Here is an 18,624-nt window from a genome sequence, read left to right on the forward strand (position 1 = left end):
GGCCTGGTCTGTTCGGCACTCGGCACCGCATTTGTCTATGCGATCGCTTCCTCGACAAGCCCCATCAACGCGGTTGCCCAGATCGGCAGTTATCTCTCCACCTATCTCGGCTTCGGGGCGTCCGTCCTCGGCGTCTACGTCTGGCAGCGCAGCCAGGAAAAGCGCAACGGCAAGGCCTGACGCTTGGCAGAAGGGGCGCGGCATGGCCGACGAACAGAGGCGCTGGAGCTTGAGTGTTCTGGCCGGATATCGCGATCGGCAATCTCATCACGATCGGGGGATTGATCATCGGCCAGATCCGGCAATGGGCGGTCGGCTGGGAGAAGTTCGATTCGACACTGGAAGATCACGCGCGAAGGTTGGCCGCGTTGGAAATTGCCAAGCGTGATCGGCAGTTGGATCGCGTGAGGCAGGTTCAGTTGCTTACGGAATTGCGGTCGGATCTGAAATATCTGCGCGCGGCGGTGGAGCGGATGGAGGCGGAGCGGGGGAGGTGAAGGTCCAATGCGAGCTAACGCCTATGCGCCTCCATTTTTAATTATTGATAGGAAAAATACTAACTTAGTGAATTGGACCGGCCGAAATCGAATGTTCTGTGGCAATCCAGAAGTTGCCTGCCCTTGAGCCGATTGCTTATAACGACATCGTTAAAGGTCTAAATCCCCGTGGTCTAACAACCAATCCGCTTGGCATGTTCTGTTGTCCGGGGCAGATGGGCAATAGGTGTACGCGGCTTTTGAGGCTGTTCGATGTTTAATCTACTAGTAATGGCTGGCGGTTGGCCGCTTCATCAAAGCAGCTTTAGTGTTAGTAGAATTCTCGAATATACTGAGGATTCGATCCGTGTCTTACTGCGGCAGCCGCATGGTCTGGACTATACACAACTTCGCAACTATCCAGCGTTGTTTATGCCTGAACAAAATACCGGCGACAACCTAGCGCGTGTCGGCCGTATCACGAATATTACCGGCCGAACCGGCGGCGATGTGACGATCGAGTATAGCTATGATCCCCATATTCTTCCCATCTCTGTTGACTGGCTTGCAACCCGATCTGTCGAACTGCAGATGCATGATTGGGAATTTAGCCGCACGCATTGGGCAGTAAAGGACGTAGATCTGTATGAAATACTGATACGTGCTATGAATCCTAACCTCAACCAAGCGACAGTTTTTAGCCTTGGAGACAGGAGCACCATCGATCCAAGGCAGTTGTCAGCTATGATGCCCTTCCATCCAAGCTTCAGTGCTGTCTATGAGGCCATCAGGCGGGCGGGGGAGCGTGTCGGAATGAACGTAAATCGCGCTGATGACATTTGGGAACATACCCACATCATCCAGGACATCGCCAGTCTTATTTCCCGGTCGCGTATCATCATCGGCGATTGTACCGGTAAGAACCCGAACGTCTTCTACGAGATTGGGATTGCTCACGCTATAGGACGCGAAGTCATCCTACTCGCTCAGCATCAGGATGATGTCCCCTTCGATCTCAGGCATTTGCGCTATATCCATTACCTGAACAATGGTGAAGGCTTGCAGCGACTAGAGCAGGCACTCTATGAGCGAGTAAATACTCTGCTGAACAACTGAGCTATCGCCCTAACGGCACATTTATTAGTTGCAGCGATCCTTTGCCGAATTTCGTTGTGATGTAGTCCCTTCCATGTCTTTAGAGTGAAAAAATATTGGCTTTAGTGGGCATCGCTTGTCAGGTGCGGTCCGATCACTCCCGTCCGAATTCCGTCATCCATCGGAACCGCACCTCAAGACCGTTTGCCGTCCAAATCCCACGTTCCCAAAAGGGTCTCACGCGTGAGACGTGAGACCGTCTCACGTTCTCATTTCGTTCGCATCGGATTTCGGCTAAGTCATTGAAATGATTGGTGCCGGCAGCAGGATTCGAACCCGCGACCCCCTGATTACAAATCAGGTGCTCTACCAACTGAGCTATACCGGCCCTTGCGAACACACGAAGGAATATCGGGGTGGGGCCCGCCTTCGGTTCGGCAATTTCCGCTCCCATAGCATAAGGCGCGCGGCGTTGCATCCCACGAAATCGCCTTTAGCCACAGGCAAAGCGATGGACTTTGTTCTGGCGCGGCGTTTTCGGGCGTTTCGGCTTTCGGGCGCGCGGCGGTTTCGGGCCGCCCGCCTTTCGCCGTTTTGTTTGCGCACGGTTCCCTATCGCACTGTTTCAGGTGCTAAACTTGGCGTTTCCCGCGCTGAAGGAAAAGGCTGCGGCGGGCGATTGTCGGCAGCGGGCGCGGGGCAGGGCGCAAGGAGGACGTATCATGACACGGTCAAAGGGAACGCTTCTTTCGCGAAAGTCGATGCTGGGCGCAGCGGTCTGTCTGCTCGCGCTGATGTGGCTGGGGGCGGAAACAGCGGCGGCCATGCCGCTTCAGGGCTCAGGTCAGCTCAAACGCGCGGGCCTTGCGGCTGCAGGTGAGGCGGTCAGGGCCGAGCCGGTTCATTATCGCAAGCGACACTACCGGCCCTACCGCAACTATCGCTCCTATCGGCCCTATCGCGCTTACCGGCCGGGCTTTTCGGTGTGGTTCCGCTCCGGCCCGTTTGTCGGGCCCTATGTGGGCGTACCCTACCGGGGGTATGGCTATGCCCCGGGCTATTACTATCGCCGCGCGCCTGTGGCGCCACCGCGCTATTACGGGCCGCGCGGGGTTGGACGCCCGGTGGCGGGAACGCCGGAATGGTATGCCTATTGCGCCTCGAAATACCGAAGCTTCAATCCGCGCACGGGGCTTTATCTGGCCTATTCGGGCAAGTATCGGCGGTGTCGCTAGGCGGTTGTGGGGCCAGGGCGCGGGGCCGACGGGGCAACGATCTGGGGCCTAGAGCCCCAGCTTGTTGCGTGCCACATAGAGAGACAGCACGGCGGCGTTTGAGACGTTGAGCGAGCGGATCTTGCCAGGCATGTCGAGCCGGGCAAGCGTATCGCAGGCCTCTCGAACGCCTTGGCGCACACCCTTGCCTTCGGCGCCCAAAACCAGAATCAGCCGCTGGCCGAGATCGGTTTCTTCCAATGGGGCGGGGCCGTCGCTGTCCAGCGCCACACGGGTGAAGCCCGCGTCGCCCGCTTCTGAGAGAAAGCGCGCCATGTTCTGCACCTTCAGGTGACGCACCATATCCAACGCACCGGAGGCGGATTTTGCAAGCACCGCGCCTTCTTCCGGCGAATGGCGATGGGTCGTCACCACTGCATCGGCGGCCAGCGCCACGGCGGAGCGCAGGATTGCCCCCACATTATGCGGGTCGGTCACCTGATCCAATGCGAGGACGAGGCGGGCATCGCCCAGTGATTTCAGGTCATAGGCGGGCAGGGGATCAACCTGCAGCAGCACACCCTGATGCACCGCATCGCGCGGAACCTGACGGGCGATGGAGCGCGGATCGACCAGATCGACCGGCACGTCCACCGTCACGCCGCGTTCTTCAAGGCGTTGCAGCGCATTGCGCGTGGCGACGAGGCGGTGGCGCTTGCGGTCGGAATTGGCGAAGGCCGCCTCAACCGTGTGCAGGCCATAAAGCAGCAACGGCGCGTCGGGATCGGGGGCTGCGCGTCGCGAGCCGCCGAATTTCTTCGCGCCATGACTGTGGCCGCCGGGCTTGCCATAGGGGCGGCCCTTCGCGCCGGGGCGGGGCGAACGGGTGCTTGGGCGGCGGGGTTTGCCGCTGGGCGGCTCCGGAGGTGTGCTCATGAGGTTACCTCTATCGACGCTCCGTGCGCCGCGCAAGCGCGCTTTGGCGGCTTGTCCCGGGGCTTTATCGTGAAAAACGCCGAAGGCTTCGCGCTGGCTCCAGTCCAGTATGGAGGCGAGAGGTTATTGGCGAAGCCATGGGAGGCTGCAGAGCAATGCGCCCGCCTTGCGTGGGCGCGCGCCGGAATGTTGCAGGCGGGCGCAATCGACGCATCTGCAGCTAATTTGCGTGTATCGGGCTGGGGAAAAATTTTCAAAAACCGCAGAAAACCGAAGGATTTGACCGGCGTGTACGGAGTGTTTCCACACCTCATTGGGGCGGACATGAAATTCTTCCCGAATAGGCCGTTGACACTGAAGGGCGACATCGCCATAAAACGCGCCACGGGATTCACCGCCCCACCGGTTCCCGCCAACGTTTGTCTCATCAGGCGTTGACCGGGAAAGAGCGGGGCGGGGTGTTTCTGTTTGGCGATCCTGTAGGCTTTCAGGCTACCGGTTGCGGTGAACGGAGGAGTGCCCGAGTGGTTAAAGGGGACGGACTGTAAATCCGTTGGCTTTGCCTACGTTGGTTCGAATCCAACCTCCTCCACCATCGCACCAAAAGCCTACGAGCGCGGGTGTAGCTCAATGGTAGAGCAACAGCCTTCCAAGCTGATGACGAGGGTTCGATTCCCTTCACCCGCTCCAACCTTCGAGTACATCTTCTGCAAATCGTCGAACGACCGCTATATATGGTGTCCCTATATATAGAGGCCTCCCAACCGGGAGGAACGGTCCTGAGGTTCTGATCCATCGCCGGTTGGCGCGGTGACGCGGCCTCCGGCCGTGCCTGGAATGGGAAATCCGCGGGCTTGCTCCGCGAGCAAACGAGCAGAGAGCGACGTCGATGGCTAAGGAAAAATTTGAGCGCAACAAGCCGCACGTCAACATTGGTACGATTGGCCACGTTGACCACGGCAAGACGACCCTTACGGCAGCGATCACCATGACGCTTGCAGAGCAGGGCGGTGGCGTTGCGAAGGCTTATGACGAAATCGACGCTGCGCCGGAAGAAAAGGCGCGCGGCATCACGATTTCGACGGCGCACGTTGAGTACGAGACGGCGAACCGTCACTACGCTCACGTGGACTGCCCGGGCCACGCCGACTACGTGAAGAACATGATCACGGGTGCGGCGCAGATGGACGGCGCGATCCTGGTTTGCTCGGCGGCCGATGGCCCGATGCCGCAGACCCGCGAGCACATCCTTCTGGCGCGTCAGGTCGGTGTGCCGGCTCTGGTCGTGTTCATGAACAAGGTCGACCAGGTCGACGATCCGGAGCTTCTTGAGCTTGTCGAGATGGAAATCCGCGATCTTCTGTCGTCCTACGACTTCCCGGGCGACGACATTCCGATCATCGCCGGTTCGGCTCTTGCAGCCGTTGAGAACCGGGATCAGGAAATCGGCCGCGGTGCGGTTTTGAAGCTGATGGAAGCGGTTGACGAGTACATTCCGACGCCGGAGCGTCCGATTGACCAGCCGTTCCTGATGCCGATCGAAGACGTGTTCTCGATCTCCGGTCGCGGCACGGTTGTGACGGGTCGTGTCGAGCGCGGCATCATCAAGGTCGGCGAAGAAATCGAGATCGTGGGTATCCGCGACACGAAGAAGACGACCTGCACGGGCGTCGAGATGTTCCGCAAGCTGCTCGATCAGGGCCAGGCTGGCGACAACATCGGTGCTCTGCTTCGCGGCATCGGCCGTGAGGATGTCGAGCGCGGTCAGGTTCTTTGCAAGCCGGGTTCTGTGACCCCGCACACGAAGTTCAAGGCCGAGGCCTACATTCTGACGAAGGAAGAGGGTGGTCGTCACACCCCGTTCTTCACGAACTATCGTCCGCAGTTCTACTTCCGCACGACCGACGTGACGGGTGTTGTGGATCTGCCGGAAGGCACCGAGATGGTGATGCCGGGCGACAACGTCGCCGTGACGGTGACGCTGATCGTGCCGATCGCGATGGAAGAAGGTCTGCGCTTCGCTATCCGCGAAGGCGGCCGCACCGTCGGCGCCGGCGTCGTTGCCTCGATCATCGAGTAAGCATTAAGCGGCGCGGCCCACAGGCCGCGCTTGCATTCCTGGCAGTAGGGTCTATAAGGGCCCGCCTGTCGGGGTTTTCCCAGGTGGTCGCTTGAAGCGGCGCCCGGGGAATGTAGCCGAACCGGCTGCAAGTGGAGGTCTGGCTTTCTCGTGTGTCGCGACGTGCGGTTTGACAGATCGGATAGTAGGGGTGTAGCTCAGTTGGTAGAGCAGCGGTCTCCAAAACCGCAGGTCGTGGGTTCGAGTCCCTCCGCCCCTGCCAGTTTCACTCTTGTGGAATCGGTTCGACGGCTATAAGTAATGCGCAACGAGATTTGGCGTGCGGATGATTCCGCGCGCCTAAATGCCGTTTAAAAGGCAGCGTTTCGGCGATTCGCTGGGCAGGGCTCCTGCCTGATGTGGCGCCGGGCGCGAAGAAGAAGCGGGATCAAGTGACCGGATGTCCAATGGGCGTCTGTGCCTCGGGGCGGGTCGCGCAGGTCTGAAACACGAATTACCGGCGGCGCCTTGCACCTGATACTGGTGCAGGTTGGCGCTGAAGCAGGCCACGGGCGGCCACAGGCGGAATGGCGAAAAACAATCCCTTTACGTTCCTCCAGCAGACGCGCCAGGAGGTTGCGAAAGTTTCCTGGCCGACGCGGAAGGAGACTGTCGTCACCACCGTGATGGTGTTCATCATGGCTGCCGCTGCGTCGATCTTCTTCCTGCTTGCCGATCAGATCATGGCCGCGGGTGTGAAGCTTCTGGTTGGTTTGGGCTAACTACTCAAACCGTAAACGATATCAAACGAAGCGGACTGGGGTCTCATGGCCAAGCGTTGGTACATCGTCCACGCCTATTCGAATTTCGAAAAGAAAGTCGCGGAATCCATCCGGGAAAAGGCGCAGTCGACCGGCCTGGAGGATCTGTTTGAGGAAATCCTCGTCCCGACCGAAAAGGTCGTGGAGGTTCGTCGCGGGCGTAAGGTGGATGCGGAACGCAAGTTCTTCCCCGGTTATGTGCTCGTGAAGATGGAGATGACGGACGACGCGTATCATCTCATCAAGAACACGCCGAGGGTGACCGGGTTCCTTGGAACCGACAATCGGCCGATGCCGATTTCCGAGGCCGAAGCGCAGCGTATCCTGCATCAGGTGCAGGAAGGCGTCGATCGGCCGAAGCCGTCTGTCTCCTTCGAGGTTGGCGAACAGGTTCGGGTCTCCGATGGCCCGTTTGCCTCGTTCAACGGTCTTGTCGAGGAGGTGGACGACGAACGCGCCCGCCTGAAGGTCGCAGTGTCCATTTTCGGTCGGGCAACCCCGGTCGAGCTCGAATACGCGCAGGTCGAGAAGCTCTGATCTCAGGCTTCGATATCTGTTCGTAGGTGGAAGGTTTCTTGAGGGCGGATCGCCCCGCGCAAGCAGCCAGACCACCACCTCTCTGGTGCCGGGTAGGCCGGCCAGTATGTCTAGGAGAGCCAAATGGCGAAGAAAATTCAAGGTAGCCTGAAGCTTCAGGTGCCGGCGGGGTCGGCAACGCCGTCTCCCCCGATCGGTCCGGCGCTGGGTCAGCGCGGTCTGAACATCATGGAATTCTGCAAGGCGTTCAACGCGCAGACGCAGGATATGGAAAAGGGTGCTCCGTGCCCGACCGTGATCACGTTCTTCACGGACAAGTCGTTCACCTTCGAGGTGAAGACGCCGCCTGTCTCCTTCTTCCTGAAGAAGGCCGCCAAGTTGCCGAAGGGTTCTCAGACCCCGGGCCGCGGCACGATTGGTTCCGTCAGCCGCGATCAGGTTCGTGAAATCGCCGAGGCGAAGATGAAGGACCTGAACGCCGTGGATATCGACGCCGCCATGCGGATGGTCGAAGGTTCTGCCCGTTCGATGGGCCTCGAGGTTGCGGAGTAAGACCATGGCGAAGATCGGAAAGCGCGTAGCCGCCAGCCGTGAAGGCATCGACCGCGACAAGCTTTACACCCTCGACGAGGCGCTGAAGCTGATCAAGGAGCGGGCCACCGCGAAGTTCGACGAGACCGTCGAAATCGCTCTGAACCTGGGCGTTGATCCGCGCCACGCCGACCAGATGGTTCGCGGCGTGTGCGTTCTGCCGAACGGCACGGGCAAGTCCGTTCGCGTCGCAGTCTTTGCGCGCGGCGATAAGGCCGATGAAGCGAAGGCCGCCGGTGCCGACCTCGTCGGTGCGGAAGAGCTGGTCGAGCAGGTCCAGTCCGGCACGATCGATTTCGATCGCTGCATCGCGACCCCGGACATGATGCCGCTCGTCGGCCGTCTCGGTAAGGTGCTCGGCCCGCGCGGTCTGATGCCGAACCCGAAGGTTGGCACGGTGACCCCGGACGTCAAGGCCGCTGTCAACGACGCCAAGGGCGGTGCCGTCCAGTTCCGCGTCGAAAAGGCCGGTATCATCCATGCCGGTATCGGCAAGGCGTCCTTCGATGCAGGCAAGCTGGCCGAGAACATCAAGGCCTTCACCGATGCGGTGATCAAAGCCAAGCCGTCGGGTGCGAAGGGCAACTACCTTCGCCGCGTCGCGCTGACCTCAACCATGGGCCCCGGCATCAAGGTTGATCTGTCGAGCGTGACGGGCGCCTGAGGCGTCGGCGTCTGATTGACGCTTGAAATGGCAGCGAGGTTCTCGTTGTTCCTGAATTCCGCCCTGAAAGGGGTGGTGAGAATTCCCGCCGGGTTCGCCCGGCGGGATCCGGCTATCGGGAGGTCTTCAGGCCTTCAGGTCAGCCGGTCCTGTCCGAGACTGCAGGTGCCGGGCTCTAACGAGCCGGGTTTAAGCCAGATGGGCCTGCATAGACGGGTTAGAACCGAATTCGACCGTTCGCGGTCCCCGGTTCGAACCGTAGGCCTTGCCGCGCCCCTGAAAGGCGTGCGTGAGGGGGCAGGAACCCTGAGCGTCGTTTCGATGGGGCTATTCATCGGAGCGGCAAAGCCAACCGGCGGACGGCACGCTGTCGTTCGCCAAGTGGAGAAGGCAAGTGGATAGAGCGGAAAAGCGCGAAGCCGTATCGGCGCTCAACACCGTGTTTTCGGACGCGGGCGTTGTCGTCGTGGCCCACTATGCGGGTCTCTCGGTCTCGGACATGACTTCGCTGCGTGCGAAGGTTCGTGAAGCCGGCGGGTCCGTCAAGGTCGCGAAGAACCGTCTTGCAAAGCTTGCCCTTCAAGGCACGGAAGTCGAGCACATCAACGGCCTGTTCCAGGGCCCGACCGTCATCGCCTATTCGGCAGACCCGGTCGCGGCTCCCAAGGCGGTGATGGAATTCGTCAAGGGCAACGAGAAGCTCGTTGTCCTGGGTGGCGCGCTCGGCTCCACCAACCTCGATGCGGAAGGTATCAAGGCCCTGGCCACGATGCCGTCGCTCGATGAACTGCGCGCGAAGCTTGTCGGCATGATCAGCACGCCGGCGACGCGCATCGCGCAGGTTCTCAGCGCACCGGCCGGGCAGGTGGCCCGCGTCATCGGGGCGTACGCCAAGAAGGACGAAGCCGCGTAAGGCACGCGACTGCTGCAAACACTGAAACCATTACGGTTCGAATACGAAGGTAAATTGAAATGGCTGATCTCGAAAAGATCGTTGAAGAGCTGTCCGCCCTGACTGTCATGGAAGCTGCTGAGCTTTCCAAGATGCTCGAAGAGAAGTGGGGCGTTTCCGCCGCTGCTCCGGTGGCCGTTGCCGCCGCTGCCGGTGGTGCCGCTGCTCCGGCCGAAGAAGAGAAGACCGAGTTCGACGTTGTCCTGGCTTCTGCCGGCGACAAGAAGATCAACGTCATCAAGGAAGTCCGCGCCATCACCGGTCTTGGCCTGAAGGAAGCCAAGGACCTGGTCGAGGGTGCTCCGAAGACCGTCAAGGAAGGCGCTTCGAAGGACGAAGCCGAAGAGCTGAAGAAGAAGCTCGAAGAAGCCGGCGCGACCGTCGAGCTGAAGTAAGGTCTTCCTTACAAGAATGCGTGGTCCCGGGTGCGCCCGGGACCGCTACTTCGGATGCCGGAAACGATTTGCCGACCCATCCAGGACAAGGGTCGTACGTGCGGTATCCGCCAGTCGAGTTCAGGCCCCGGCGGGATCTTCCCGGTACCGGGGCGAACGTCCCAGTAGGGACGGCTACCCAGATCGCGGCTCGCTACTTGGATTATAGGTCCAGCGTGCCGTCGGGCCAAGTGAAGTGCCGGCGATCCGGCTAGCCGTCAACAGGATCACGGTGCCTGTGGAATAACTCCGCAGGCGCAGGGGTCGAGAAACTTAAAGCAAGAGCACTCCCGGGGCGCGAGGGTGCTTGAGGCGATACGAGGAGCGACAATGGCGCAGACGTTCAACGGTCGCAAGCGAGTCCGCAAGTTCTTCGGTGACATCCGCGATGTAGCGGAAATGCCGAATCTGATCGAGGTCCAGAAGGCTTCTTATGATCAGTTTCTGCAGGTCGAGGAACCGGAAGGCGGCCGCACGGTCGACGGCCTTGAGGCCGTTTTCAAGTCGGTTTTCCCGATCTCCGATTTCAGTGGCACGTCGCTGCTTGAATTCGTTCGTTACGAATTCGAGCCGCCGAAGTATGACGTGGACGAATGCCGCCAGCGCGGCATGACCTTCTCCGCACCGCTCAAGGTGACCCTTCGCCTCATCGTGTTCGATATCGATGAGGAAACCGATGCCAAGTCGGTGAAGGACATCAAGGAGCAGGACGTCTATATGGGCGACATGCCCTTCATGACGGAGAACGGCACCTTCATCATCAACGGCACCGAGCGCGTTATCGTTTCCCAGATGCACCGGTCGCCTGGCGTGTTCTTTGACCACGACAAGGGCAAGACCCATTCCTCGGGCAAGCTCCTGTTCGCGGCGCGCGTCATTCCCTATCGCGGTTCCTGGCTCGACATCGAGTTCGACGCCAAGGACATTGTCTATGCGCGTATCGACCGTCGCCGGAAGATCCCGGTGACGTCGCTGCTGATGGCGCTTGGTCTCGATCCGTCCGAGATCCTGAGCACCTTCTATGACAGCTTCTCGTATACGAAGGGCAAGGATTCCTGGCGCAAGCCTTTCAATCCGACCGGCATGCGCGGCATGAAGAGTGCCGAGGACCTGATTGACGCCGATAGCGGCGAAGTCATCCTGGAAGCCGGCAAGAAGATGACGGCCCGGCATGCCAAGCAGCTGCTGGAAAAGGGCGTCAAGTCGATCAAGGTCGCGCCGGAAGAGCTCTATGGCGAATTCCTGGCCGAGGACATGGTCAACCTGCAGACCGGCGAGATCTATGCCGAGGCGGGCGACGAGATCAACGAGAAGGTCCTCGAAGCGCTGATCGAGCAGGGCTACGACGAAATTCCCGTGCTCGCGATCGATCACGTGACCACTGGCGCCTACATGCGCAACACGCTTGCGATCGACAAGAACGAAGCGCGTGAAGACGCGCTGTTCGACATCTATCGCGTGATGCGCCCGGGCGAGCCGCCCACCATCGACACCGCCGAAGCGATGTTCCAGTCGCTGTTCTTCGATGCCGAACGCTACGACCTGTCGGCCGTCGGTCGCGTGAAGATGAACATGCGCCTCGATCTCGATGTCGAAGACACCGTGCGCGTCCTGCGCAAGGAAGACATCATCGAGGTCATTCGCACGCTTCTCGGGCTGCGTGATGGCCGCGGCGAGATCGACGACATCGACAATCTCGGCAACCGCCGTGTGCGTTCTGTCGGCGAGCTGATGGAAAACCAGTACCGCATCGGTCTGCTGCGCATGGAGCGCGCGATCAAGGAGCGCATGTCGTCGGTGGAAATCGACACTGTCATGCCGCAGGACCTGATCAACGCGAAGCCCGCCGCCGCTGCCGTTCGCGAGTTCTTCGGTTCCTCGCAGCTCTCGCAGTTCATGGACCAGACCAACCCGCTTTCGGAAGTCACCCACAAGCGTCGTCTTTCGGCGCTTGGCCCGGGCGGTCTGACCCGTGAGCGCGCTGGCTTCGAAGTCCGTGACGTGCATCCGACGCACTATGGCCGTATCTGCCCGATTGAGACGCCGGAAGGCCCGAACATCGGTCTGATCAACTCGCTGGCCACCTTTGCGCGCGTCAACAAGTACGGGTTCATCGAGAGCCCCTATCGCCGGGTTCAGGACGGTCATGCGACCAATGATGTCCAGTATCTGTCGGCGATGGAGGAGTCCAAGTACTACGTCGCGCAGTCAGACGTTGAGACAGACGAGAACGGTCGCTTCATCGAAGAGCTGATCCTGTGTCGTCACGCCGGTGACGTCATGCTGGTTCCGGCCGATCGCGTGAACTTCATGGACGTGTCGGCCAAGCAGCTCGTGTCGGTCGCGGCATCGCTCATTCCGTTCCTGGAAAACGATGACGCCAACCGCGCGCTGATGGGCTCGAACATGATGCGTCAGGCCGTGCCTCTGGTGCGGGCCGAGGCTCCGTTCGTTGGCACGGGCATGGAAGCGGTCGTGGCCCGCGATTCCGGTGCGGCCATTGGCGCGCGCCGGGCCGGCGTGGTCGATCAGGTCGATGCGACCCGTATCGTTATCCGCGCGACCCAGGATCTCGATCCGTCCAAGTCGGGCGTCGACATCTACCGGTTGATGAAGTTCCAGCGTTCCAACCAGAATACCTGCATCAACCAGCGTCCGCTGGTGCGCGTGGGCGACGTCATCAACAAGGGTGACATCATCGCCGACGGCCCCTCCACGGACCTGGGCGATCTGGCGCTCGGCCGGAACGTGCTCGTCGCGTTCATGCCCTGGAACGGCTACAACTTCGAGGACTCCATCCTGCTGTCGGAGCGCATCGTGCGTGACGACGTGTTCACCTCCATCCACCTTGAGGAATTCGAGGTGATGGCGCGTGATACGAAGCTCGGGCCGGAGGAAATCACGCGCGACATTCCGAACGTTTCGGAAGAGGCGCTGAAGAACCTCGACGAAGCCGGCATCGTCTATATCGGTGCGGAGGTGAACCCCTCGGACATTCTCGTGGGCAAGATCACGCCGAAGGGCGAAAGCCCGATGACGCCGGAAGAAAAGCTTCTGCGCGCCATTTTCGGTGAGAAGGCCTCCGATGTCCGCGACACCTCGCTGCGTCTGCCGCCGGGTGTCACCGGCACGGTCGTGGAAGTGCGCGTCTTCAATCGCCACGGCGTTGAAAAGGACGAGCGCGCCATGGCGATCGAGCGCGAGGAGATCGAACGCCTCGCCAAGGACCGCGATGACGAGCAGGCGATCCTGGATCGCAACGTCTATGGCCGTCTGGCGGAGATGCTGATCGGCAAGGAAGCCTCCGGTGGTCCGAAGAGCTTCCGTGGCGACGGTCCGATCACGGGCGACGTGCTGAACGAGTATCCGCGGTCTCAGTGGTGGCAGTTCGCCATCGACAACGAGAAGCTGATGGGCGAGATCGAAGCCCTGCGCGGTCAGTACGACGAGAGCCGCAAGCGCCTTGAGCAGCGTTTCATCGACAAGGTGGAGAAGCTGCAGCGCGGTGATGAACTGCCGCCGGGCGTCATGAAGATGGTCAAGGTCTTCGTTGCGGTGAAGCGCAAGCTTCAGCCGGGCGACAAGATGGCTGGCCGTCACGGCAACAAGGGCGTGGTCTCCAAGATCAATCCGCTCGAAGACATGCCGTATCTTGATGACGGCACTGCGGTCGACATCGTTCTGAACCCGCTGGGCGTGCCGTCGCGCATGAACGTCGGTCAGATCCTCGAAACGCATCTGGGTTGGGCTTGCGCCGGTATGGGCAAGCGCATCGGGGAGCTCTACGAGGAGTACCGCAAGTCGGGTGAGATCGAAGCGCTGAAGGGCAAGATCGTCGAGATCTATGGCGACAACCTGAAGGGCGATCCGGTCAAGGAATATGACGACGAGTCCGTCGTGCGCCTTGCGGAGCAGCTTCGCACGGGTGTTTCCATCGCGACGCCGGTCTTTGACGGCGCCGTGGAACCGGACATCGTGGACATGCTGGAGATCGGCGGCCTCGACGGTTCGGGTCAGTCCAGGCTTTATGATGGGCGTACCGGCGAGCAGTTCGACCGCACGGTCACGGTGGGCTACATCTACATGCTGAAGCTGCACCACCTCGTGGACGACAAGATCCACGCGCGTTCGATCGGCCCATACTCGCTCGTTACCCAGCAGCCGCTGGGCGGCAAGGCGCAGTTCGGCGGTCAGCGTTTCGGCGAAATGGAAGTGTGGGCGCTCGAAGCTTACGGCGCGGCCTACACGCTCCAGGAAATGCTGACGGTGAAGTCGGACGACGTGGCGGGCCGTACGAAGGTGTACGAGTCCATCGTTCGTGGCGACGACACGTTCGAGGCCGGTATTCCGGAAAGCTTCAACGTGCTCGTCAAGGAAATGCGTTCGCTTGGCCTCAATGTCGAATTGAAGGACAGCAAGCTGCAGCTTCCCGCAGGCGAAGACGAAGAACAGGCGGACGCGGCGGAATGATCCGCCGCGCTTCCAGGGCGGAACGTCATAGTTTCGCCCGTAACGTCAGGCCCGCTGTCCAGCGACCGACTGCGAGCAAATCCTGTTTGAGTGCCGGGACGGCAGATGCGCGAAGCGGCGCGCCATCCCGCCCGAGCATTGAAGGAGATAACCTATGAATCAAGAGGTCATGAACCTGTTCAATCAGCAGGCTCAGCCGGCGACGTTCGACCAGATCCGGATCACGATCGCCAGCCCCGAGAAGATTCATTCCTGGTCCTTTGGCGAGATCAAGAAGCCGGAGACGATCAACTATCGTACGTTCAAGCCGGAGCGCGACGGCCTGTTCTGTGCGCGGATCTTCGGCCCGATCAAGGACTACGAGTGCTTGTGCGGCAAGTACAAGCGCATGAAGTACAAGGGCGTGATCTGCGAAAAGTGCGGTGTCGAGGTTACGCTGAGCCGCGTGCGTCGCGAGCGCATGGGCCATATCGAGCTGGCCGCGCCGGTTGCGCATATCTGGTTCCTGAAGTCGCTGCCGAGCCGTATCGGCCTGCTTCTCGACATGACGCTGAAGGATCTTGAGCGCGTTCTCTATTTTGAGAACTATGTCGTGCTCGAACCGGGCCTGACGCCGCTCAAGCAGAACCAGCTTCTGTCGGAAGAAGAGTTCATCACCGCTCAAGACGAGTATGGTGAGGACAGCTTTACCGCCATGATCGGCGCGGAAGCGATCCGCGAGATGCTGATGTCGCTCGACCTGGAGAAGGAGAGCGAGCGGCTGCGCGTGGAAATCGCGGAAGCGACGACCGAGCTGAAGCCGAAGAAACTTGCCAAGCGTCTGAAGGTCATCGAGGCGTTCATCGAGTCGGGCAACCGTCCTGAATGGATGATCCTCACCGTGGTGCCGGTCATTCCGCCGGATCTGCGTCCGCTGGTGCCGCTGGATGGTGGTCGCTTCGCGACGTCGGATCTGAACGACCTCTATCGCCGCGTGATCAACCGTAACAACCGTCTGAAGCGGCTGATCGAGCTGCGTGCGCCGGATATCATCATCCGAAACGAAAAGCGCATGCTGCAGGAATCCGTGGATGCGCTGTTCGACAACGGCCGTCGCGGTCGCGTCATCACGGGCGCCAACAAGCGTCCGCTGAAGTCGCTTTCCGACATGCTCAAGGGCAAGCAGGGCCGGTTCCGTCAGAACCTGCTCGGCAAGCGCGTCGACTATTCGGGTCGATCGGTCATCACCGTGGGGCCGGAACTCAAGCTGCACCAGTGCGGCCTGCCGAAGAAGATGGCGCTTGAGCTGTTCAAGCCGTTCATCTATTCGCGCCTTGACGCCAAGGGCTATTCTTCGACCGTCAAGCAGGCGAAGAAGCTCGTGGAGAAGGAGCGTCCGGAAGTGTGGGATATCCTCGACGAGGTTATCCGTGAGCACCCTGTGCTTCTGAACCGCGCGCCGACGCTGCACCGCCTTGGCATTCAGGCCTTCGAGCCGACGCTGATCGAGGGCAAGGCCCTGCAGCTTCACCCGCTCGTCTGCGCCGCCTTCAACGCCGACTTCGACGGCGACCAGATGGCCGTTCACGTGCCGCTGTCGCTGGAAGCCCGTCTGGAAGCGCGCGTCCTGATGATGTCGACCAACAACATCCTGCACCCGGCCAACGGTCAGCCGATCATCGTGCCGTCGCAGGATATCGTTCTGGGTCTCTACTATCTGTCGCTGATGACGGAAGGCGAGCCGGGCGAAGGCATGGTCTTCGGCAATCTGGGCGAGCTGCATCACGCGCTGGAGACCAAGTCGGTCACCCTGCACACCAAGATCCGCGGCCGTTTCAAGACGGTGGATGCCGAGGGCAACCCGGTTTCCGCGATCTACGAGACGACGCCTGGCCGTCTTCTCATTGGTGAGCTGCTGCCCAAGCACCATGAAGTGCCCTTCGACGTCTGCAACAAGCTGATGACGAAGAAGGATATCTCCAAGATGATCGACACCGTCTACCGCGCCTGCGGTCAGAAGGAGACGGTCATCTTCTGCGACCAGATCATGAAGCTCGGCTTCACCAATGCGTGCAAGGCCGGCATCTCGTTCGGCATGGACGACATGGTCATTCCGGATACCAAGCAGAGCCTCGTTGACGAGACCTCTGCCCTCGTGACGGAATACGAGCAGCAGTACAATGACGGCCTGATCACACAGGGCGAAAAGTACAACAAGGTCGTCGACGCGTGGGCGAAGTGCACCGACAAGGTCGCCGACGAGATGATGAAGCGCATCCAGGCGGTCGAATTCGACGAGGAGAGCGGGCGTCAGAAGCCGATGAACTCGGTCTACATGATGTCCCACTCCGGTGCCCGTGGTTCACCGGCCCAGATGAAGCAGCTTGCCGGCATGCGTGGCCTTATGGCCAAGCCGTCGGGCGAGATCATCGAGAGCCCGATCATCTCGAACTTCAAGGAAGGTCTGTCGGTTCTGGAGTACTTCAACTCCACCCACGGTGCCCGTAAGGGTCTGGCCGACACCGCCCTGAAGACCGCGAACTCCGGTTACCTGACCCGCCGTCTCGTCGACGTGGCCCAGGACTGCATCATCCTTGAGCCCGATTGCGGCACCAACAAGGGCATCACGGTTCAGGCAGTTGTCGATGCCGGCCAGGTCATCGCAACCCTCGGCCAGCGGGCGCTCGGCCGTACGACCTGCGACGACATCGTCAACCCGGCCACCGGCGAAGTCATCGTCCCGGCCGGCAAGATGATCGAGGAGAAGGAAGTCGAGCTGATCGAAGAGGCGAACGTCCAGTCGATCCGCATCCGCTCGGTGCTGACCTGCGAGACGCAGATCGGTTGCTGCGGCGCCTGTTACGGTCGCGACCTTGCCCGCGGTACGCCGGTAAATATCGGCGAGGCGGTCGGCGTCATTGCGGCGCAGTCCATCGGCGAGCCGGGCACCCAGCTTACCATGCGTACGTTCCACATCGGTGGTACCGCGCAGGTCGTTGACAGCTCGTTCATCGAATCCTCGTTCGACGGCACGATCCGTCTGCGGAACCGCAATGTCGCCCGCGACAGCGAGGGCAACCTCGTTGCCATGGCCCGTAACATGTCGATCGTCGTGGTCGATGCGGAAGGGATCGAGCGTGCAGTGCATCGCGTGACCTACGGTTCCAAGATGCATGTGGACGAGGGCGATACCGTCAAGCGCGGCCAGCGTGTCGCCGAGTGGGATCCCTATACCCGCCCGGTGCTCACCGAAGTCGCCGGTACGGTTGGCCTTGAAGACATGATCGACGGTGCCACCGTGACGGAATCCACCGACGAGGCGACCGGCATCACAAAGCGTGTCGTCATCGACTGGCGTTCCTCCCCGCGTACGCAGGATCTCAAGCCCGCAATCGTCATCCGTGACGAGAAGGGGGAGGTCATCAAGCTGCCGCGCGGTGGTGAAGCCCGTTACATGCTGTCGGTCGACACCGTTCTCTCGGTCGATGCCGGCAACAAGGTCGGTGCGGGTGACGTGCTTGCGCGTATTCCGCTGGAAAGCGCCAAGACCAAGGACATCACCGGTGGTCTGCCGCGTGTGGCGGAGCTGTTCGAGGCACGTCGTCCGAAGGATCATGCGATCATCGCGGAGGCCGACGGCACGATCAAGTTCGGCCGCGACTACAAGAACAAGCGCCGCATCATCGTGGAGCCGTTCGACGAGTCCATGGAGCCGATCGAGTATCTCGTTCCGAAGGGCAAGCACTTCCATCTGCAGGAAGGCGACACCATCGAGAAGGGCGAGTACATCCTCGACGGAAATCCGGCACCGCATGACATCCTGGCGATCAAGGGCGTGGAGGCTCTGGCCAACTACCTCGTCAACGAGATCCAGGAAGTCTATCGATTGCAGGGTGTGGGCATCAACGACAAGCACATCGAAGTGATTGTCCGTCAGATGCTGCAGAAGATCGAGATCACCGATGCGGGCGATACCGATCTGATCACCAACGAGCAGGTGGACCGTGTCGATCTCGACGAGATCAACGCCCGCTGCATCGAGGAAGGCAAGAAGCCGGCGAGCGGCAATCCCGTTCTGCTCGGCATCACCAAGGCCTCGCTGCAGACGCGTTCCTTCATCTCCGCGGCCTCCTTCCAGGAGACCACGCGCGTGCTTACCGAGGCGTCGGTCAACGGCAAGTCGGACACGCTGGACGGTCTGAAGGAAAACGTCATCGTGGGTCGTCTGATCCCCGCCGGCTCCGGCGGCGCGATCACCCGGATCCGCAAGGTCGCCACGCATCGCGACGACCTCATCCTCGACGAGCGCAAGAAGCGCTCGGGTGTGGAGATGGCAGACCCGATGCTGACCGATATGACGCATGTCGGTCCGGCCGAGTAAGTCGGCCACGACATC

At 60.7% G+C, this 18,624-nt stretch carries 14 protein-coding genes and 4 tRNA genes; 16 read left to right on the plus strand and 2 right to left on the minus strand.

The window, feature by feature from the left end:
- Positions 1-233: 233 nt before the first annotated feature.
- Both ABGM93_RS01600 and ABGM93_RS01605 read left to right on the plus strand, forming a co-directional pair.
- Complete coding sequence (locus ABGM93_RS01600) at positions 234-497, plus strand: hypothetical protein (RefSeq protein WP_321502865.1); 264 nt, start codon at positions 234-236, stop codon at positions 495-497.
- Between the two features lie 252 nt (positions 498-749).
- On the plus strand, positions 750-1,592 hold the full coding sequence (locus ABGM93_RS01605) for a hypothetical protein (protein ID WP_321502867.1): 843 nt from the start codon (positions 750-752) through the stop codon (positions 1,590-1,592).
- Positions 1,593-1,883: 291 nt separating this feature from the next.
- Here the strand turns inward: ABGM93_RS01605 and ABGM93_RS01610 are convergent.
- Positions 1,884-1,959 (minus strand) — tRNA-Thr (locus ABGM93_RS01610).
- Between the two features lie 334 nt (positions 1,960-2,293).
- Here ABGM93_RS01610 and ABGM93_RS01615 point away from each other — a divergent pair.
- Entirely contained in the window at positions 2,294-2,806 is a 513-nt protein-coding gene (locus ABGM93_RS01615) for a BA14K family protein (RefSeq protein ID WP_321502869.1), read from the plus strand.
- Between the two features lie 48 nt (positions 2,807-2,854).
- Here ABGM93_RS01615 and ABGM93_RS01620 read toward each other — a convergent pair whose 3' ends face one another.
- Positions 2,855-3,721 carry an RNA methyltransferase gene (locus tag ABGM93_RS01620; RefSeq protein WP_321502871.1) on the minus strand — a complete coding sequence of 289 codons (867 nt, stop codon included), beginning with the start codon at positions 3,719-3,721 and terminating at the stop codon, positions 2,855-2,857.
- 69 nt (positions 3,722-3,790) lie between these two features.
- Here ABGM93_RS01620 and ABGM93_RS01625 point away from each other — a divergent pair, with 69 nt between their 5' ends.
- From ABGM93_RS01625 to rpoC, 13 genes are all read left to right on the plus strand, one after another.
- Entirely contained in the window at positions 3,791-4,159 is a 369-nt protein-coding gene (locus ABGM93_RS01625; RefSeq protein WP_321502873.1) for a hypothetical protein, read from the plus strand.
- Positions 4,160-4,231: 72 nt separating this feature from the next.
- A tRNA-Tyr gene (locus ABGM93_RS01630) sits at positions 4,232-4,316 on the plus strand.
- 21 nt (positions 4,317-4,337) lie between these two features.
- Positions 4,338-4,411, plus strand: a tRNA-Gly gene (locus tag ABGM93_RS01635).
- A 199-nt stretch (positions 4,412-4,610) separates the two neighbouring features.
- Complete coding sequence (gene tuf / locus ABGM93_RS01640) at positions 4,611-5,801, plus strand: elongation factor Tu (RefSeq protein WP_321502875.1); 1,191 nt, start codon at positions 4,611-4,613, stop codon at positions 5,799-5,801.
- A 186-nt stretch (positions 5,802-5,987) separates the two neighbouring features.
- Positions 5,988-6,063: transfer RNA gene (locus tag ABGM93_RS01645), tRNA-Trp, on the plus strand.
- A gap of 304 nt (positions 6,064-6,367) precedes the next feature.
- Complete coding sequence (gene secE, locus ABGM93_RS01650; protein WP_319773143.1) at positions 6,368-6,562, plus strand: preprotein translocase subunit SecE; 195 nt, start codon at positions 6,368-6,370, stop codon at positions 6,560-6,562.
- Positions 6,563-6,607: 45 nt separating this feature from the next.
- Positions 6,608-7,138, plus strand: coding sequence for a transcription termination/antitermination protein NusG (nusG, locus tag ABGM93_RS01655; protein ID WP_319773144.1), 531 nt, complete (start codon positions 6,608-6,610; stop codon positions 7,136-7,138).
- A gap of 123 nt (positions 7,139-7,261) precedes the next feature.
- Positions 7,262-7,690: a 50S ribosomal protein L11 gene (gene rplK, locus ABGM93_RS01660; protein ID WP_321502878.1), complete on the plus strand. Its 429-nt coding sequence runs from the start codon at positions 7,262-7,264 to the stop codon at positions 7,688-7,690.
- 4 nt (positions 7,691-7,694) lie between these two features.
- A complete protein-coding gene (gene rplA / locus ABGM93_RS01665; RefSeq protein WP_321502882.1) occupies positions 7,695-8,393 on the plus strand; it encodes a 50S ribosomal protein L1 in 699 nt (232 codons plus the stop codon).
- A gap of 394 nt (positions 8,394-8,787) precedes the next feature.
- Positions 8,788-9,306: a 50S ribosomal protein L10 gene (gene rplJ / locus ABGM93_RS01670; protein WP_321502886.1), complete on the plus strand. Its 519-nt coding sequence runs from the start codon at positions 8,788-8,790 to the stop codon at positions 9,304-9,306.
- A gap of 59 nt (positions 9,307-9,365) precedes the next feature.
- A complete protein-coding gene (gene rplL, locus ABGM93_RS01675) occupies positions 9,366-9,740 on the plus strand; it encodes a 50S ribosomal protein L7/L12 (RefSeq protein WP_321502889.1) in 375 nt (124 codons plus the stop codon).
- Positions 9,741-10,109: 369 nt separating this feature from the next.
- Positions 10,110-14,249: a DNA-directed RNA polymerase subunit beta gene (gene rpoB, locus ABGM93_RS01680; RefSeq protein ID WP_321502893.1), complete on the plus strand. Its 4,140-nt coding sequence runs from the start codon at positions 10,110-10,112 to the stop codon at positions 14,247-14,249.
- 154 nt (positions 14,250-14,403) lie between these two features.
- Positions 14,404-18,609, plus strand: a complete 4,206-nt coding sequence (gene rpoC, locus ABGM93_RS01685) for a DNA-directed RNA polymerase subunit beta' (RefSeq protein WP_321502896.1) — start codon at positions 14,404-14,406, stop codon at positions 18,607-18,609.
- Positions 18,610-18,624 lie beyond the last annotated feature (15 nt).

The organism is Breoghania sp. (assembly GCF_963674635.1).
Taxonomy (GTDB): Bacteria; Pseudomonadota; Alphaproteobacteria; order Rhizobiales; family Stappiaceae; genus Breoghania.

What these genes read in the sequence shown, in the direction of transcription:
- ABGM93_RS01605 (WP_321502867.1), top strand. Translation starts at nt 750, where the DNA reads ATGTTTAATCTACTAGTAATGGCTGGCGGTTGGCCGCTTCATCAAAGC.
- ABGM93_RS01615 (WP_321502869.1), top strand. Translation starts at nt 2,294, where the DNA reads ATGACACGGTCAAAGGGAACGCTTCTTTCGCGAAAGTCGATGCTGGGC.
- ABGM93_RS01620 (WP_321502871.1), bottom strand. Translation starts at nt 3,721, where the DNA reads ATGAGCACACCTCCGGAGCCGCCCAGCGGCAAACCCCGCCGCCCAAGC.
- tuf (WP_321502875.1), top strand. Translation starts at nt 4,611, where the DNA reads ATGGCTAAGGAAAAATTTGAGCGCAACAAGCCGCACGTCAACATTGGT.
- secE (WP_319773143.1), top strand. Translation starts at nt 6,368, where the DNA reads ATGGCGAAAAACAATCCCTTTACGTTCCTCCAGCAGACGCGCCAGGAG.
- nusG (WP_319773144.1), top strand. Translation starts at nt 6,608, where the DNA reads ATGGCCAAGCGTTGGTACATCGTCCACGCCTATTCGAATTTCGAAAAG.
- rplK (WP_321502878.1), top strand. Translation starts at nt 7,262, where the DNA reads ATGGCGAAGAAAATTCAAGGTAGCCTGAAGCTTCAGGTGCCGGCGGGG.
- rplA (WP_321502882.1), top strand. Translation starts at nt 7,695, where the DNA reads ATGGCGAAGATCGGAAAGCGCGTAGCCGCCAGCCGTGAAGGCATCGAC.
- rplL (WP_321502889.1), top strand. Translation starts at nt 9,366, where the DNA reads ATGGCTGATCTCGAAAAGATCGTTGAAGAGCTGTCCGCCCTGACTGTC.
- rpoB (WP_321502893.1), top strand. Translation starts at nt 10,110, where the DNA reads ATGGCGCAGACGTTCAACGGTCGCAAGCGAGTCCGCAAGTTCTTCGGT.
- rpoC (WP_321502896.1), top strand. Translation starts at nt 14,404, where the DNA reads ATGAATCAAGAGGTCATGAACCTGTTCAATCAGCAGGCTCAGCCGGCG.